General features: G+C 55.7%; 11 protein-coding genes, 1 tRNA gene and 1 pseudogene. 7 read left to right on the forward strand and 6 right to left on the reverse strand.

The window, feature by feature from the left end; all coding sequences use genetic code 11:
• Nucleotide 1: 1 nt before the first annotated feature.
• Complete coding sequence (locus tag A0U92_RS10935) at nt 2-577, reverse strand: nicotinamidase (protein ID WP_077813251.1); 576 nt, start codon at nt 575-577, stop codon at nt 2-4.
• A gap of 130 nt (nt 578-707) precedes the next feature.
• Between A0U92_RS10935 and A0U92_RS10940 the strand changes: the two genes are divergently transcribed.
• Nucleotides 708-1,502, forward strand: a complete 795-nt coding sequence (locus A0U92_RS10940; protein WP_077813252.1) for a YdcF family protein — start codon at nt 708-710, stop codon at nt 1,500-1,502.
• A gap of 3 nt (nt 1,503-1,505) precedes the next feature.
• Nucleotides 1,506-2,780, forward strand: a complete 1,275-nt coding sequence (locus tag A0U92_RS10945) for a DUF2075 domain-containing protein (protein WP_077813253.1) — start codon at nt 1,506-1,508, stop codon at nt 2,778-2,780.
• On the opposite strand, the gene A0U92_RS10950 is transcribed toward A0U92_RS10945, so the two are convergent.
• Nucleotides 2,759-3,802 carry an ABC transporter substrate-binding protein gene (locus A0U92_RS10950; RefSeq protein WP_077813254.1) on the reverse strand — a complete coding sequence of 348 codons (1,044 nt, stop codon included), beginning with the start codon at nt 3,800-3,802 and terminating at the stop codon, nt 2,759-2,761. The two genes, A0U92_RS10945 and A0U92_RS10950, sit on opposite strands and share 22 nt — an antisense overlap.
• Before the next feature lie 145 nt (nt 3,803-3,947).
• Here A0U92_RS10950 and A0U92_RS10955 point away from each other — a divergent pair.
• A tRNA-Asn gene (locus tag A0U92_RS10955) sits at nt 3,948-4,023 on the forward strand.
• 121 nt (nt 4,024-4,144) lie between these two features.
• Here A0U92_RS10955 and A0U92_RS10960 read toward each other — a convergent pair.
• Nucleotides 4,145-4,477 carry a type II toxin-antitoxin system HicB family antitoxin gene (locus A0U92_RS10960; protein WP_077813255.1) on the reverse strand — a complete coding sequence of 111 codons (333 nt, stop codon included), beginning with the start codon at nt 4,475-4,477 and terminating at the stop codon, nt 4,145-4,147.
• Nucleotides 4,474-4,557, reverse strand: a pseudogene (locus A0U92_RS18515) (type II toxin-antitoxin system HicA family toxin); the annotation flags it as partial. The pseudogene A0U92_RS18515 and the gene A0U92_RS10960, both read right to left, overlap by 4 nt.
• A gap of 229 nt (nt 4,558-4,786) precedes the next feature.
• Here A0U92_RS18515 and A0U92_RS10970 point away from each other — a divergent pair.
• The 3 genes from A0U92_RS10970 (at nt 4,787) to A0U92_RS10980 (ending at nt 10,919) form a co-directional block, all read left to right on the forward strand.
• Nucleotides 4,787-7,381 (forward strand): MMPL family transporter, encoded by a 2,595-nt coding sequence (locus tag A0U92_RS10970; protein WP_077813256.1) that lies wholly within the window; start codon nt 4,787-4,789, stop codon nt 7,379-7,381.
• A gap of 1,379 nt (nt 7,382-8,760) precedes the next feature.
• Entirely contained in the window at nt 8,761-10,476 is a 1,716-nt protein-coding gene (locus tag A0U92_RS18315) for a DUF4132 domain-containing protein (RefSeq protein ID WP_236748102.1), read from the forward strand.
• Between the two features lie 83 nt (nt 10,477-10,559).
• Nucleotides 10,560-10,919, forward strand: coding sequence for a hypothetical protein (locus tag A0U92_RS10980; protein ID WP_236748103.1), 360 nt, complete (start codon nt 10,560-10,562; stop codon nt 10,917-10,919).
• 19 nt (nt 10,920-10,938) lie between these two features.
• Here the strand turns inward: A0U92_RS10980 and A0U92_RS10985 are convergent, their stop codons facing one another.
• On the reverse strand, nt 10,939-11,880 hold the full coding sequence (locus A0U92_RS10985) for a metallophosphoesterase family protein (RefSeq protein WP_077813258.1): 942 nt from the start codon (nt 11,878-11,880) through the stop codon (nt 10,939-10,941).
• A gap of 222 nt (nt 11,881-12,102) precedes the next feature.
• Here A0U92_RS10985 and A0U92_RS10990 point away from each other — a divergent pair, with 222 nt between their 5' ends.
• Complete coding sequence (locus tag A0U92_RS10990; protein WP_077813259.1) at nt 12,103-13,257, forward strand: MFS transporter; 1,155 nt, start codon at nt 12,103-12,105, stop codon at nt 13,255-13,257.
• A gap of 323 nt (nt 13,258-13,580) precedes the next feature.
• Here the strand turns inward: A0U92_RS10990 and A0U92_RS10995 are convergent, their stop codons facing one another.
• Nucleotides 13,581-14,903: an ammonium transporter family protein gene (locus A0U92_RS10995; protein WP_077813260.1), complete on the reverse strand. Its 1,323-nt coding sequence runs from the start codon at nt 14,901-14,903 to the stop codon at nt 13,581-13,583.
• Between the last annotated feature and the right edge of the window lie 115 nt (nt 14,904-15,018).

Here is a 15,018-nt window from a genome sequence, read left to right on the forward strand (position 1 = left end):
GTCAAGACAGGTCAGAGGATCTGACCAACAAAATTCCAGCGTTTTCTGCTTTACTCACAGCGTCTTCCAATGGCGCGATACCCCGGCACGCGTCCAGAACGATCACACTCTCAAATCCATCGTCCTGCGCATCGATGGCAGTGGCCGTCACGCAGTAATCCAGCGCCAGCCCTGTTACAAAAACGCGCGCGATCTTCCGCTCATGCAGCCAGTCCTTCAGGATCGTGCGCGTCACGCCATCATTTTCCAGAAACGCGGAGTAGCTGTCCACGGACAACGACTGCCCCTTGCGCAACTCCAGACTGACAGCCGCGCAATCCAGCGTCTCTGCCAATGCCGCGCCGGACGTATCGGCGACACAGTGCCGCGGCCATGGACCGCCCTGTTCCCTGAAAGAACAATGCGCGGCGGGATGCCAGTCCTGCGTTGTGACAATCTCACCGAAAGGCAGTCTCATCAACTGATTGATCACAGCAATCACAGCGTCGCCTTCAGGCACAGCAAGCGCCCCGCCCGGAAGAAAATCATTCTGGACATCGACAATCAGCAGGGCGTCGGCGGAAGAAATCTTTATCATTCCGTAATGATAACGCAGATCGTTCCCTCTGTCTTTCTTCTTCTGCGGGGTGACTGTTCGTTGTCCGCTCCAGCATTGAAGACTATGGCTTCACGGAATACTGACCGTCTGCACAGATCCGGAGCCCGAGATGTTTGTCATCGGTAAAATTCTGACCATGGCCATGATGCCGACACCCCTGCTTGTCGAAATCCTTCTGATCGGACTTCTCCTGCGTCGCTTCCTTTTCGGGCGCATACTGGTCACTCTGGCTGCAACGGTTTTTGCAATCTGCCTGATCTTCCCTGTCGATCAATGGGCAGTCAGACCCATTGAAGACCGCTTTCCACAAGTCAGAACACCACCGGAGCATGTCGACGGGATCATTGTTCTCGGAGGCTCGATAGACGATCTGACCAGTGAGGATCGTCAGACCCCTGTAACAGGCGCTGCAGGCGACCGCCTGACCACATTCGTGGCGCTTGCCCGGCGTTATCCGGACGCCAGGCTCGTCTTTACGGGCGGGTCCGGTGACATTGAACAGGGCGTCACCAATGAAGCGAAGTGGGTGCGCATCCTTTTTGAAAGTCTCGGCCTGCCTGACGAGCGAGTGATCTACGAAAACCGCTCCCGCACGACACACGAAAATGCCACAGACAGTTTCGCGCTGGTCCAGCCCAAGCCTGATGAGACATGGATTCTGATCACATCCGCCAGCCATATGCCCCGTTCCGTCGGCGTCTTTCGCAAGGCGGGATGGCGAGTCATTCCCTGGCCGGTCGGTTATGTATCCCGCGACCATCTCCATACGTACTCTCTGGTATCGGGAAATCGTTTCGCCACACTCGATTGGGCCGCCCATGAATGGATCGGGATGGTGACTTACCGACTGCGGGGTTGGACAGATACCGTTTTCCCAAAGCCCGAAGCTTTCACAGGACACTGATCGATGACATCTCCCCTGAAAACAGCCGGCTCTCACGACAGTTCCACCTCTGTAGCGCGTCTCTCTCCGACATTCAGTCTGACAGATGTGCAGAAGCATCTTGTCGATGACATTGTCAGGTTCTGCAAGAAACATAGTCATGACAGGCAGGCCGTCCTGATTCTGGAAGGAGATGCCGGAACCGGAAAAAGCCTTGTCCTGAACACAGCCTTTTCACGAATTCAGGAAGAGGCGAGAGGTCGTGACAGCACGCTCCCGCTGCATGGGACGCATAATACGCTTCTCGTCAATCATCCCGAGATGATCAAGCTGTACCGCAATATCGCCGCGGATATTCCGGCACTCCGCAAGAAGGATTACGAACGTCCAACCAGCTTCATCAACAGCCTGCATAAAACCTGCGGGCATGCCGACATTGTATTCATTGATGAAGCCCACCTTCTTCTGACCCGCAGCGATCCCTACAATCATTTCCGCCAATCGAATCAGCTTGAGGAAATTCTCAAGCTGGCGCGGGTGGTTGTCATGGTGTTTGATCCCCGACAGACCCTGAAATTCAAGGGTTACTGGGAGGACACTCATCTCAGGACGCTCCTGCAGCCCATCCCGACAGAAACGATCCGTCTGACAGAGCAGTTCCGTGTGCAGGCCCATCCCGACGTCATGCGCTGGATCCGGGCTTTCTGTGATGGCCGCCTGCTCCCCTTACCGGAAAAGCAGGCATTCGATTTCCGTATCCATGATGATGCAGAAAGCATGTACAGTGATATCCGAGAATATGATCATCGCTGCGGACTTTCACGCATTCTGGCCACCTATGATTTTCCCTATACCCTGAACGGAACTGATCACTTCGTGCAGACCGGCTCTTTTCGGCTCAGATGGGACAGAAATCAGCCATCGCATCCGTTGCCATGGGCTGAACGACCAGACTCCATCGACGAGGTGGGTTCGGTCTACACCGTGCAGGGGTTCGATCTGAATTATGCCGGCGTTATCCTCGGACCTTCCGTTTCCTACGATACAGCCACAGACAGAATCATTCTCGATCCTGCATTTTATGAGGACAGCGCGGCCTTCACCGGGCGCGGAAGCTTTGCCGATATGGACGCAGCCAGGCGACACGTCATGGCCAATGCCCTGTTCGTCATTCTGACACGCGCCCGCAAAGGCCTGTTCCTCTATGCGCATGACTGCGCGTTACGGGCACGACTTCATACTCTCCAGGTCAACCGGAGCCAAAGCGTGCCACTTTTTCAGACGTGCAGAACATTCTGACAGATGGAATGCGAAAAGGCGCCTGAATCCATTTCGTTCGGCAGCAGATCAATCAGTTTCAGCTCATCGGCATACTGCGCCATCTGCTCACGTAGCCAGTGTCCCAGCAGATGGACCGGAGCCGGTTCATGCGCCAACATATGCTTGACGTCATCATCGTTCATATCAGGAATATGAAGCGACAGCAGTTCGGCTGTCTCATCTCGATGTTTCTCAATCCAGCGGCAGGTATCCCGCAACGCCAGCACAATAGCCAGTCCTCCCTTCGGATCATCTGCAAGAAATCGACTGGAAAGCCCGAAAACCTTACTCACCCGCTGTGCATAATTCCCTGTAGTCGACCCGGCGAGTTCAGTCAGAAAATACTGGTTTTCCGACAGAAGCTGCCAGCCATCCGGGTCCTGCAGCACAACGCCGTCCACTTCCCGGCTTTCAAGAGCCTGGTCAATCCTGTCTTCCGAGACAGATCGCCAGAGCACCTCTGACGGATTAATTCCTTTTCGTCTCATGAGGACAGAAAAGAAGCGCTGATCAGCAGAGTCTTCATTCAGAACGGCTATCTTTTTGCCGACCACATTCTCGATTTTTGTAATCCCTATGTTTTTTCGCACCAGCAGTCTGAAGGTTCCCGCACTGAGACCCGCAACCAGTTTTGCCGGCACTCCTCCATGCAGCCTGGGAAGCCACGAAAGTGCTGCTGCAGCAGCACCGACCACTTCCCCCTGAGAAAGCGCATCGATCGCCTGATGGCCTGTGATGCAGGGATGAGCTGTAATCTCAAGATTGTAATGACTGAAAAAACCCAGTTTCTGAGCCACGATGAATACCGGGTCGTTCTCTGGTGCAGGCCAGGACACGGAAAGACTTCTGGGTTGCTGGTCAGGCTCCTGCAAGGCACGTTGGGGATGTTTAAACCACCATCCCACTCCTCCGAGCGCGCACGTTCCGGCAACAGCCCCAGCCGCCGCAAGCATATTCCGGCGACTGCTCATACCGCTCTTTTTCGCGGGTTTTATATCCATCTTTCAGGCCTTCTTCCCTGCGACGCGTTCCCTGCCGGAACCTAGCTGCCCGCAGGTTGCCGCAATGTCAAAGCCGCATGAAAAAATCCTCGCAAAAGGGGTTTACGGCGGTTTCAGGGTTGGCTATACGATCGCCAACAACTGGTCCCGAATAGCTCAGTTGGTAGAGCAAGCGACTGTTAATCGCTGGGTCGTAGGTTCGAGTCCTACTTCGGGAACCACTTGTTGTATTTTCCCTACAAAACAAAATAGTTACGCCATTACCCTGAATGGTCATCCTGTATGTTGTCCCTCTTACGGACAGACATTCAGAGCGCTGCCCTGAGGCTTGGAGAGACGTTTTCAGCCCGCCACATGCTCCAGCGCATCCTGAACAAGGCGGTTCAGACTAACACCGCGGGCGGCAGCCATCTCGACGGCCCGGGCATGCGCTTCAGGCGGCAGACGCACCTGAAACTTGCCGAAATAGTGCTTCACAGGCTCAATACCTTTTTCCGTACACATCTCCAGAAAGACGCGTAGGGATGTTTCCCCTTCCTGCCGGAGACCTTCCACACTGTCGGCATAAAAGTCAGCCCCGCCATTCAGGCCAACGAACTCGCCCCGAAACAGGCCGATTTCAGGATCAAACTGAATGACGGCCCGATGGCCGCTTATCTCCATCATATTGTTCATGGCGTCACCTCATTCTGCTCAAACCATTTGCGTACCGCTGCAACAGCGCCCTTGTCGGTGTCCGGTTTGGGGTGCGGGCGATCCTATGTCCGCGTACCAGACATGATCCATTCTCCCGGCAGGATCGACCTGCGTGCGCCCTGATCAAGCACTTCAGTCCTTTTCCTCCAGCGTGCGCTTTACGGCCTCCCCCTTGCGTCCCGCCGCCGCTTCAGCCAAACCAAGCCTTTACTTCAACTTGCGCTGGTCACGGGATTATCGGGACTGGCCAATCTTGCGCTGTCAACGGCAAGGGCCTGAAGACCTCACATGATCTCGCTTTTCATCGGCAGACTTATCGTCCTGTGCGCCAAGCGCGCCTCTCTCGTCGTCGCACTGTTCATGCTGCTGGCCGCGACATCCGTCTGGATAAGCTACAATCACCTTGGCGTGACCACCGACACGGACAAGATGCTGTCCGACAGGCTGGCCTGGAAAAAACGCTCCGACATGATGGGAAAACTGTTCCCTCAGAAGGACAATCTTCTGGTCGCGGTTATCGAAGCCGACCTGCCTGAGGAAGGACGCGCCACAGCACGCGCTCTGGCCGACAAACTGTCCGGAGATCATGAGCACTTCAACTATATTCGTCTGCCCGATGACAATGCCTACCTCAATCGCAACGGGCTGATGTTTCTTGACCAGAAGGCTCTCGCCAAGGTTCTGGATGACACGGTTGCGGCCCAGCCCTTTCTCGGCGCTCTGGCGGCTGACCCGTCAGCGCGTGGTCTCTTTGACTCCCTCGGGCTGATCGCGGAAGGCGTCAAACGGGGGCAGGCCAATATGGCTGGCTTTCAGGCTCCCCTGATCGGCTTCGCCAACAGTCTGGAAGCCGCCGCGAACGGACACCCCGAGTTTCTGTCATGGCAGCAGCTTCTGGCCGGCAACCTGACAGATCTGGCGGGTCGCTACCAGTTCGTCATGACACAGCCAAAGCTTGATTATGGCTCGTTCCAGCCGGGCGGCGCTGCATCCGACGCCATCCGGGCTGCCGCGAAAGATCTGGAATTTGTAAAAGCCGGACACGCCCATGTCTACCTGACAGGCGACGTGCAGATCAGTGACGAGGAATTCGCCACGGTTGCCGATGGAATGGTCGCGGGTCTGCTGGGTTCGCTGGTGCTCGTCATTGTGTGGCTGACGCTGGCTGTCCACACATGGCGCGTCATCGTGCCGATCGTGATCACCCTGATCACCGGGCTTCTGCTGACGACCGGTTTCGCGGCTGTCGCTGTCGGCACGCTGAACCTGATCTCCGTGGCCTTCGCCATCCTGTTTGTCGGCATCGCCGTCGATTTCGCCATTCAGTTCTCGGTACGACTGCGTGGACAGCAGCCAACGCAATCAGGTGAGGCCGGGCTGGAAGAAGCGCTTTTCAAGACTGGTGAAGAAACCGGCCATCAGATTCTGGTGGCGGCCCTGGCCACAGCGGCGGGCTTTCTTGCCTTCACCCCTACAGCGTTTCTCGGCGTCGCTGAACTCGGTCTGATTGCGGGCGTGGGGATGCTGGTGGCGTTTGTCTGCACCATTCTGCTCCTGCCCGCCCTTCTGCGCCTTTTCCGTCCGTCCATCGACCATGCGCGCACAGGCTATACATTCATGAAACCCGTGGATCGGGTCATCCGCCACTGGCGCAAGCCGTTGCTCGCCATGTTCGCGGTCGTGGCTGTTGCAGGTATCATCCTGATCCCGAGCCTGAAATTCGACGGTGATCCACTGCATACAAAGGACCCGAAGTCCGAAGGCATGCGGACGTTGCATTTGCTGATGAGCAACCCGGTTTCATCACCTTACAGCGCCGAATATCTTGCACCCAACCTCGATGACGCCAAAAGCATGGCCGACAGGGCTGGAAAACTGCCGGGTATACATGATGCCATGTGGCTTGGCTCTTATGTCCCCGAGGATCAGGATACGAAGCTGGCCCTGATTCAGGATGCAGCGCAGATCCTTATCCCCGGTCTGACTGTGCAGACCGTCCAGCCAGCCCCGGATGCGGCAGCGGTCAAAGCGTCCGCGGCTTCTGTTGCCACTGCGCTTTCCGGCATTCTGGACGGGCTCGCGCCAACAGACCCGCTGCGGCGCATTCAGGCGGCGCTCGCCAGGCTTGCGACCGCACCTGATGCACTGGCCATGCAGACCAATGACGCACTGGTCCGCTTCCTTCCGATGCAACTCGATACATTGAAGGATGTGCTGTCCGCCCAACCAGTGACGCTCAAGGATGTTCCGGACGTCATCAAGCGTGATTACCTACTTCCGGATGGGCGTGCACTCGTGGAGATTCATCCCAGCGGCCTGATGACGCAGTCCGGAGCGTTGCACAGGTTTGTCAAAACAGTCCGTCCGCTTTCGCCTGAAATGGCAGGATCCGCAGTCGATATTGTCGAAAGCGCGAAAACCATTGTCGGCGCGTTCAAGGCAGCCGCCATTTCCGCCATCATCATGATTGCGATCATTCTGTTGTTCGCACTGCGCAAGGTGCTGGATATGGGACTCGTTCTGGCTCCCCTGCTGCTCTCGGCCCTGATGACCGTGATCCTGATCAGAGTGGTTCCTGAGACCCTGAACTTTGCGAATATCATCGCACTTCCGCTGCTGCTGGGCGTAGGCGTGTCGTTCAACATCTACTTCGTGATGAACTGGCGCTCGGGCGTGCAGTATCCCCTCGCCTCCCCCACAGCCCGCGCCGTGCTCTTCTCGGCACTGACAACGGGCACAGCCTTCGGTTCTCTGGCTCTGTCCCATCATCCGGGCACCGCCAGCATGGGACGCCTGCTGCTGCTCTCTCTGGGCTGCACGCTTCTGGCGACGCTGGTGTTCATTCCGGCCCTGCTGCCGAAGCGGTCGATTGATCAGGAATAGCAACCGCTTTTTCGGGAAACAAGAAACACGCGAGGACTATGGTTCTCACGTGTTTTTTTATTTCAATCAGTATTAACACGCGCGTGATGCGCAGAATGACAGCGTATTTGCTCCATTCCATGACCAGCAATCAACCAGCACAACAGAAGACTGTTTCATAACCAGTGATTGGTCATGGACAATAAAATTTTCTTATTCCATCTTCTTTACATGGTCTACGGGAATAGAAACTTCTGCAAACAGCGTCTTCAAAAACCTCTTTACGATGGGCCTCAGATGACAGGCATAGACTTTTGCAATCGCCTGAATGCCGACAAAGATAAAGGATGCGCGGATTTATGACGCAGCACGATCTTTTAAACGCCGACATGGCGCTTGCAAGAATGGTACTCTCTGAAGTCGGTGTCCTTGAACGCCAGCTGGTCAGATGGATGGCGGAGATGCACCAGATTGATCGGCATATTTTCTGGAACATTCATTGTGCCTGGAAAGAACAGCGGCTTGCCACGCTCAACAGATATTATGGGAGCATAGCTCCGCAATCATTTATCAAAAGCCTTAACAGCGATGACGCGCCACTCGAAATCTGCCTGGCGACCGACCTGCCCAATATCGGACCACTTCCAAAACCACCTGAATGTTTAAAGAAATTTTTTAGTCTTGAGAATCGCCATGCACCAGACATGGTCGCGGCATATCGTATTCTCCGTCAAAGCACGAAACCCACATCAGAATTGCGTTTTATCCCGAATCCAAAGCTGCTTGGTTATCTGAGTTCATTCAAAAGCACAGGAACCAGCCTGCCTGACGAACAATGGTTCGATCAGGCCGTGCAGGACCAAGAATTTCTCGCACGTGACTTTCCGGCGCTTTACTGGCTGGGACGTGAATCCCTACTACGACGCAACCCCAAAACGTCACCGGATCAGATGGACGCCCGTCTGGAGTTCTTCCAGATACCGGACACACCACAACCATCGTTAAAAACTTTATCCCGGTTCGCCAAAAGGCTTGCAGAACCGGATGGCAAGCGCGAACTCGACTTCGCACGCAATTTTCTCCAAGGATATTACCAGCTTTCCTTGTTGCAGCCTTACCGCGTCCCCCCTCTTAATTTGTTTCCTCTCTATCGGGCCGCCATTCTTCCTTACTTTATAGCGCTGATTAAACAGGTGCATTCGGAAACCGGATCAATCCGGAAAACAGCAGAAGCATTTCTGCAAAACCCTTGGTTGTATAGCTTCCGCAATGGCAGACCGTCCAATGCTGGCAATATGCAATTTGGAGTGGACAACAGTCTACGCACAAAAGCTCCATACATCAGAAAATCCCGCATAAAACAAAACATTTTCGACGATATCAGGCCAGCATGTCTCTGCATGATTGCAGTCGCTCGTAACTCTGCTGATGTCGACTGGCTGCTGCCACAAGGCATTCTGGCCATTAAGAAAGAAGACGTTTCGTTCTTCAATCGTCTCGTTTCAACCGTTGGCGCTATCGGCACACCTAACGCGCTTCGGGCACTGACTCAGCTGCGGGCAAAAACCCGTCACGCGACCATGCTGTCTCACCTCAATAAAATACTTGCACAGGCCTCCGCAGCTCTTGGCATGACGACTGTCGAAGCAGAGGAATTCATCGCGCTGGATCATGGGCTGGATACACAGCACCGTCGTCGCGAAAGCCTCGTCGACGGCGTATCAATTGTCCTGAGTATTGCGGAATCTGGTAAGGGCGTAAGTCATTACGAGGATGCGACAGGCGCTCCTCTGAGCAAGCTGCCCGCAGCCATCCGCAAGGAAACAGGGTGTGATGCGATCCTGCGCAGAACACGGGCGGACGCAAAGCAGCTTTCCGCCGACATGGCGCTGCACCGTCTGAGGCTGGAACGGTCATGGGTGACCGGACAAACCTGGTCATGGCCGACCTTTGAGGAACGCTGGCTTCTCCATCCCGTGCTGGGATGGCTGGCGCGGCGGCAGATATGGCTGGTGGCCATGCCCGGTAAACCGCTTCAAACCTGTATGATCAGACAGGATGGCACACTGTTTGGACCCGACGGCAACACGATGCCGCCTCTTTCGCCTGATGCGCTTCTGAGTCTCTGGCATCCACTCCACGCAGTGGAATCAGAGACGGCCGCACAGTGGCGCACAACGCTCGCACATCTGCAGATCTCACAGCCCATCCGACAGGCGTGGCGGGAGACGTACACAATAACCCAGTCAGAACAGGAGACGTCTCCCGCTTCCTACCGCTATGCACGACGCATTCTGAATCAGGCTCAGGTCATCCAGATCGGGCGGCAGAGAGGTTGGCGCATCCGCACGCTGACCGGTCACATGCCATCCAGTGAAAGCGCACCCTGGACATTTCAGGTGCCCGCTCACGGTGTCTATGTCGAGTTCCGGACGGGTGGTGTCGGCGACAGTAAGAACTCCGACTGGTCAGGCGTTTTCACCCACATCATGACGGACAGAATCCGTTTCTGTATCCTGAAAGATGAAGGAGACTGGAGCTATGACGGCGGCAAAAAACTGCACGAAACAGGCACGCCAGTCCGTCTGGGTGATATCGATCGTATCGTTTTCTCGGAAGTGATGCGGGACGTTGATCTCATGGTGAGCGCAGCGGCCAGCAATATCACGTTCGATCCCGAAACGCTTTTCTCCATACCAGATCTCGCACTCTGGCGGCGTCAGGGCGGCCTTGAAGACATCGCACTCCCCAGAGAACCTCATTTCGGAAGCATTGCTCAGGGCCGCAGACAGCTTCTTGAGACTCTGCTGCCTGAACTGGATACGGGAGATGCAGTCACTCTTGAAAAACATCACGTCCTCATCAATGGAAAACGCTGTCGTTATCGTATTCATCTGGGCAGCGGTGACATCATGGTCCTGCCGCAACAACGTCAACTGGTAGTAGAGGACAGGAAGATAGCATCCCTCCGGAAAGGCCTGCCTTCATATCGGCCGCTCCATGACGACGCGCAGATGGACTCAATCCTGCAAAAGATCATCATGCTGATACGGGATGACCGCATCCGCGATCAGTCCATTCTGGATCAGCTCAATGCCATTGGAGATGAGGAGTAATAGTCGCTCTAAGGATGCGTCGAGGTCGGGTTACGATACCTTTACCAGCCTGTGTCATTCAGGACGCAAGGAAACCCTGAAACATGCCTCGACACGTCCCCGCTTTTGTCCTGATCCTCTTTGCCGGTTTCTGTATCGGTTCAGACAGGGCCATAGCCCGGTCCGTCAATCTGGAAGCCCTGCATCTGCCTTATGACGGATTTTGCGAGACTGTCGTGCAGGCTTTAAAGAACTACCCACCCAGCACACCTGACGCCGCAGAGGCCAACAAGCGCTGGTGGAATGGAGCCATGGCTGCCGGTGGCATACCGCCCTACAATATCGGATACGATCACTACCGCATCATCGATGAGTTCTTTGACGCCTGCCGCCCAAGCCCTCACACCCCGATCAAACCCATCATGAGACAGATCGGTCTTCAGCACAGGTGGATTCTGAATTAGGATCTTACTGGGATGAGCCTCAGGTATCGTGAGGATCAACACTATGAAATCCGTACGTTTCATAGCGTGTTTTCATGATTCCATTTTCAACATGCACAGTCATGAACCCCTCTGGCGTTCCATAGCGTGTGCCATGCCACCAGTTCCCGCTCACCGCACCGCCGGTAATATAGGGAATACCGTGCCATTCGATCCGTTCAAGAATATGGGTATGTCCCTGTAGAACACCGATAATATTGTACCGGTCAAACAACGGCAGCACGTCATAGGCATTTCTGACACTCATGACATGGTGTTTCGGAGGAACCGCCTGCGGTGCGGCATACTCGGCTGCGGCAGTCACCAGAGGAATATGCGTGACAACGATCATCGGTGTTCCGACGGGTTGCGCTGCGAGGTCATGCGACAGCCACGCAATCTGGGCATCGTCGATCCAGCCTTCGTAACCACGATCCTCCGTGATCCCGATTGAGTCCAGGACGATGATATGCACACCCTTATGATCGAACGAATAATAAAGCTTCCCGAAATTATCTTCAAAAAACTTCTTGCCATACAAAGGATCGGTCGGTTGCACGCCGCTTTTCGTATACACGCCAAAACAGTCGTGATTCCCGATCGCATGATGAACGGGAAGCGAAAGATCCTGAGCGGTTCTTTTATAAAGATCGATCAGCATCGAGGCCCGTCCCGCATTCACGCCCAACGCATCGAAAACATGATCGCCACCCTGAATGGCAAAATCCGCATGGATGGAGCGTGCTTTGACAAACGCCTGATGACAGCCTCCTGCCGCATTCAGTTCAGGCTGAAGATGCGTGTCTGTAATAAACAGGAAAGAGAACGGCTTGTGGGAGCGTAGGGGCGGTCTGACAGGAAGAGCCGCCTTTGCGCCAATGGTCTTGATCAGTCCCGAGCTGCCCGCGAAGGAAAGAAAGGTTCTTCTGTTGAAGTAAAACATCCAGATCGGCCTCTTTCTGTCCACGCACCGCAAGACTGAAAGAGTAATCTGCTCACAATCCGGCAGCCTTTCAAGCATGTCACAAATGCTTCATGTCATTCCAGAGATATTCCGGCAGACACCGTAGGCAGGGAGCCAGCCCTCTCCACTTTTCGTCGAAACGGGTTCTGCTCCGCCGCAACATTCGCTATCGATATAACGGAACAGAAACGGAATGACAGAATGAACAAGGCCCTGATCGCCCTTGCCCTCGGAGCGTTCGCCATTGGCGTGACGGAATTCACCCCCATGGGGCTGCTTCCCGTTCTGGCGCACGGCGTCCACAGCAGCGTGCCGCAAGCAGGTGGACTGATCAGCGCCTATGCCTTTGGCGTCATGGTGGGCGCTCCGGTCATCACCCTCTTCCTTGCCCGGTATCCGCGCAAATATGCCCTGATCGGGCTGATGATTCTCTACACAGTGGGGAATCTGACAGCCGCCGCCAGTTCGACCTATACCCAACTGCTGCTGGCCCGTGTTTTCACCAGCTTTTCGCATGGCGCGTTTTTCGGACTGGGCGCTGTCGAAGCGGCAAGCCTCGTTGACCGTTCCAGGCGGGCCAGCGCCGTCGCCAGCATGTTCATGGGCCTGACGATTGCGAACATCCTCGGTGTGCCCGCAGCCACATGGATGGGCGATACGCTGGGCTGGCGTCAGGCTTTCATGGCGATCTCGCTGCTCGGTCTGGTCGCGGCCACCGCCCTGTCCCTGTTTCTGCCGCTTGCCGAATCCGGCCCCCGTCCGAACGCAGCCGCTGAACTGAAGGTGATGGTTCGTCCCAACGTGCTGATGGCGCTGGGGCTTACGGTCATCGCCGCCGGTGCGATGTTCGAACTCTATACCTACATCGTTCCAATGCTGGAAACCGTCACCCACGCCGGCCCCACACTGGTGACCATCGCGCTGATGCTGATCGGCGTCGGGTTCAGTATCGGGAATATCGTCGGCGGAAAGACCGCCGATATTTCACTGACAAAAACGTTGCTCGTCGGCTTCCCAATCCTCGGCCTGATCATGCTCGCCTTCCCCATCGCGGCACAAACGCCTGCTGGCGCACTGGTCGGTGTCTTCCTGTGGGGCATTGCCTGCTTCTCACTCACTCCCGCCCTTCAGATGCGCACGATGCAGGCCGCGCACGAAGCACCGGGGCTGGCGTCTTCCATGAATATCGGCGCTTTCAATCTTGGAAACGCCCTGGGAGCAGCCTTGGGCGGCAGCGTTCTGTCGCTGGGGCTGGGTTACTTCATGGTATCGGCGCTTGGTCTTGGTCTGGCGGCGATCGGGGTCGTGATGGTGCTGTTGTCCCGGCAGGGAAGACTGTCGCCTGAGGCAGCGTAAGATTTTCCGCCCCTATACGGAGGTGTCCACGTGGACGGAGAAACCGAAGATCCGGAGTGAGCAAAAACAGCAAGCAAGCGCAGGTCGAATCTCGACGTGCCTGCATGGCTGACTATCGTGTATCGCTCCACGAACCGCTTCTGTCGTGCGTACGCTCCCGGGTAAAATCTGTCCCGCAGCGCATCCCTCCAGTCCTCACTGAATAATGCACCAGCAAACAATGGGACCATACACCTGGCCCCATTGGAGAGGAGTTTCCAACGGGCTCTTTGCAACACGAGTTCTGGTCAAGGTTGGTACTGACCGCCGCCAGAACCAGAGCGTCAACCTCCTTCCTGCCCCCAGTAAGTCGCATCCATTCCATTTCTTTCACACTCACGGGAAATGCGAAGTCCTGAAGTAGCTTCAAAAATACGACACACGATGTAAGCCGGCACAGCAGACAGCAGAATGACGGTGATGATCCCCACCAACTGGAACAGAGGCGTGATATGGGCATGGCCGAGCGCATAAGGCGGCGGCAGATCAGTAAAACCTCCGGTTGCAGTCCCCCAGTGCAGAAAACCTCCTGCCAGTGAACCGATGATGCCAGGCCCAAACGCGAGAGGGGCGACTTTCGGTTCATCAATACGCAGGGTTACGAGCAGACGGGAAACGATGACGGCGAGAGCAGGTCCGATCACCCCGAAAGCGAGGCTTTCCATCGAACTTGCGACGTCAAACACAGTGCCGGTCATGACGGCTCCGGCTATGGGGCCGAAAAACACCCAGACAGGCTGCCTGAGAAACGCGGCCAGAGCCGCCCCGCTGACGCCGCCGCCAAGCAGCGCGAGAAACACGTTTTTCAGCACAACACCGAGACCGGTCGGAACCATGGTGATGCCGTAAACGGTTTTCCCCGGCGTGATCCAGGTGGAGCCCAGCGCAATGAGAGGGATCGCCATGAAAACGAACAGGGCCCCGGACGCGATATTCCCATAATTGCTGGGTTTCGGCTGCAAACCTTCAGGATCGGGCGTGAAGACACCGGCTCGTGGCCCCATTCGCCATGCGGTCACCAGTGTCCATGTGCCTGTAAATACATAGAGCGCAACAGCGCCTTCAAAATCATGCAGTCCGTTATTGGTGAGAGGTGAAAGTGGTCCCCATGTCAGATACGCCGCGAGCGGGCAGAAAATGAGGCCCGTAGCGAGTGACATGACATAGAGAGGAGCGCTGCGTATCCGTTCCACGGTCCCGCTGTGAATGAGGGCGACTGTGGCCATGGCGAAGGTCACGAAAAAAACCGAAAAGACCTGCTGTGTGTCCGCGCCCTGCACCAGCCTCGGGTCCTGCGCCATGGCGGGCGTGTTCATTGCGGCGCTACCGGGCCACCAGTCCAGGAGAGCCTGCCAGAACGGGTGAGGCGTGCCGAAAGCGGTATAGAATTGCCATTGCCAGATGGCGTCACCGACAAAAAATGTTGCGAGCCCCCCGATCATGCAGGTCGTTATTTTCTGCACCCAGCAATGAAGGACATTGTCCTTTCGGACCAGACCGGCATCGACCAGACCGAGACCAATCAGAACAAGGATCACACTGACGGCGCTGACCACATAAATGAAAGCTGACAGAATATTGGCCGTCGAGACCTGTTCTGGGAACATGCTTGGAACCTTTATGAAAAGCCGGATCGTTCAGGATGAAGTCTTTTGTCTGTGCCCGCAATGGCTTTCCCCGCAAGGAGGTTCATCAGGCTCAAGCGTCCTGAGAGAGACTGGG

Origin of the sequence: Acetobacter aceti (genome assembly GCF_002005445.1) — a bacterium.
Taxonomy (GTDB): Bacteria; Pseudomonadota; Alphaproteobacteria; order Acetobacterales; family Acetobacteraceae; genus Acetobacter; species Acetobacter aceti_B.

Coding starts and splice junctions, on each gene's coding strand:
- A0U92_RS10940 (WP_077813252.1), top strand. CDS start 708: ATGTTTGTCATCGGTAAAATTCTGACCATGGCCATGATGCCGACACCC.
- A0U92_RS10980 (WP_236748103.1), top strand. CDS start 10,560: ATGCCTCGACACGTCCCCGCTTTTGTCCTGATCCTCTTTGCCGGTTTC.
- A0U92_RS10990 (WP_077813259.1), top strand. CDS start 12,103: ATGAACAAGGCCCTGATCGCCCTTGCCCTCGGAGCGTTCGCCATTGGC.
- A0U92_RS18315 (WP_236748102.1), top strand. CDS start 8,761: ATGATTGCAGTCGCTCGTAACTCTGCTGATGTCGACTGGCTGCTGCCA.
- A0U92_RS10995 (WP_077813260.1), bottom strand. CDS start 14,903: ATGTTCCCAGAACAGGTCTCGACGGCCAATATTCTGTCAGCTTTCATT.
- A0U92_RS10950 (WP_077813254.1), bottom strand. CDS start 3,802: ATGGATATAAAACCCGCGAAAAAGAGCGGTATGAGCAGTCGCCGGAAT.
- A0U92_RS10960 (WP_077813255.1), bottom strand. CDS start 4,477: ATGAACAATATGATGGAGATAAGCGGCCATCGGGCCGTCATTCAGTTT.
- A0U92_RS10935 (WP_077813251.1), bottom strand. CDS start 577: ATGATAAAGATTTCTTCCGCCGACGCCCTGCTGATTGTCGATGTCCAG.
- A0U92_RS10970 (WP_077813256.1), top strand. CDS start 4,787: ATGATCTCGCTTTTCATCGGCAGACTTATCGTCCTGTGCGCCAAGCGC.
- A0U92_RS10945 (WP_077813253.1), top strand. CDS start 1,506: ATGACATCTCCCCTGAAAACAGCCGGCTCTCACGACAGTTCCACCTCT.
- A0U92_RS10985 (WP_077813258.1), bottom strand. CDS start 11,880: ATGTTTTACTTCAACAGAAGAACCTTTCTTTCCTTCGCGGGCAGCTCG.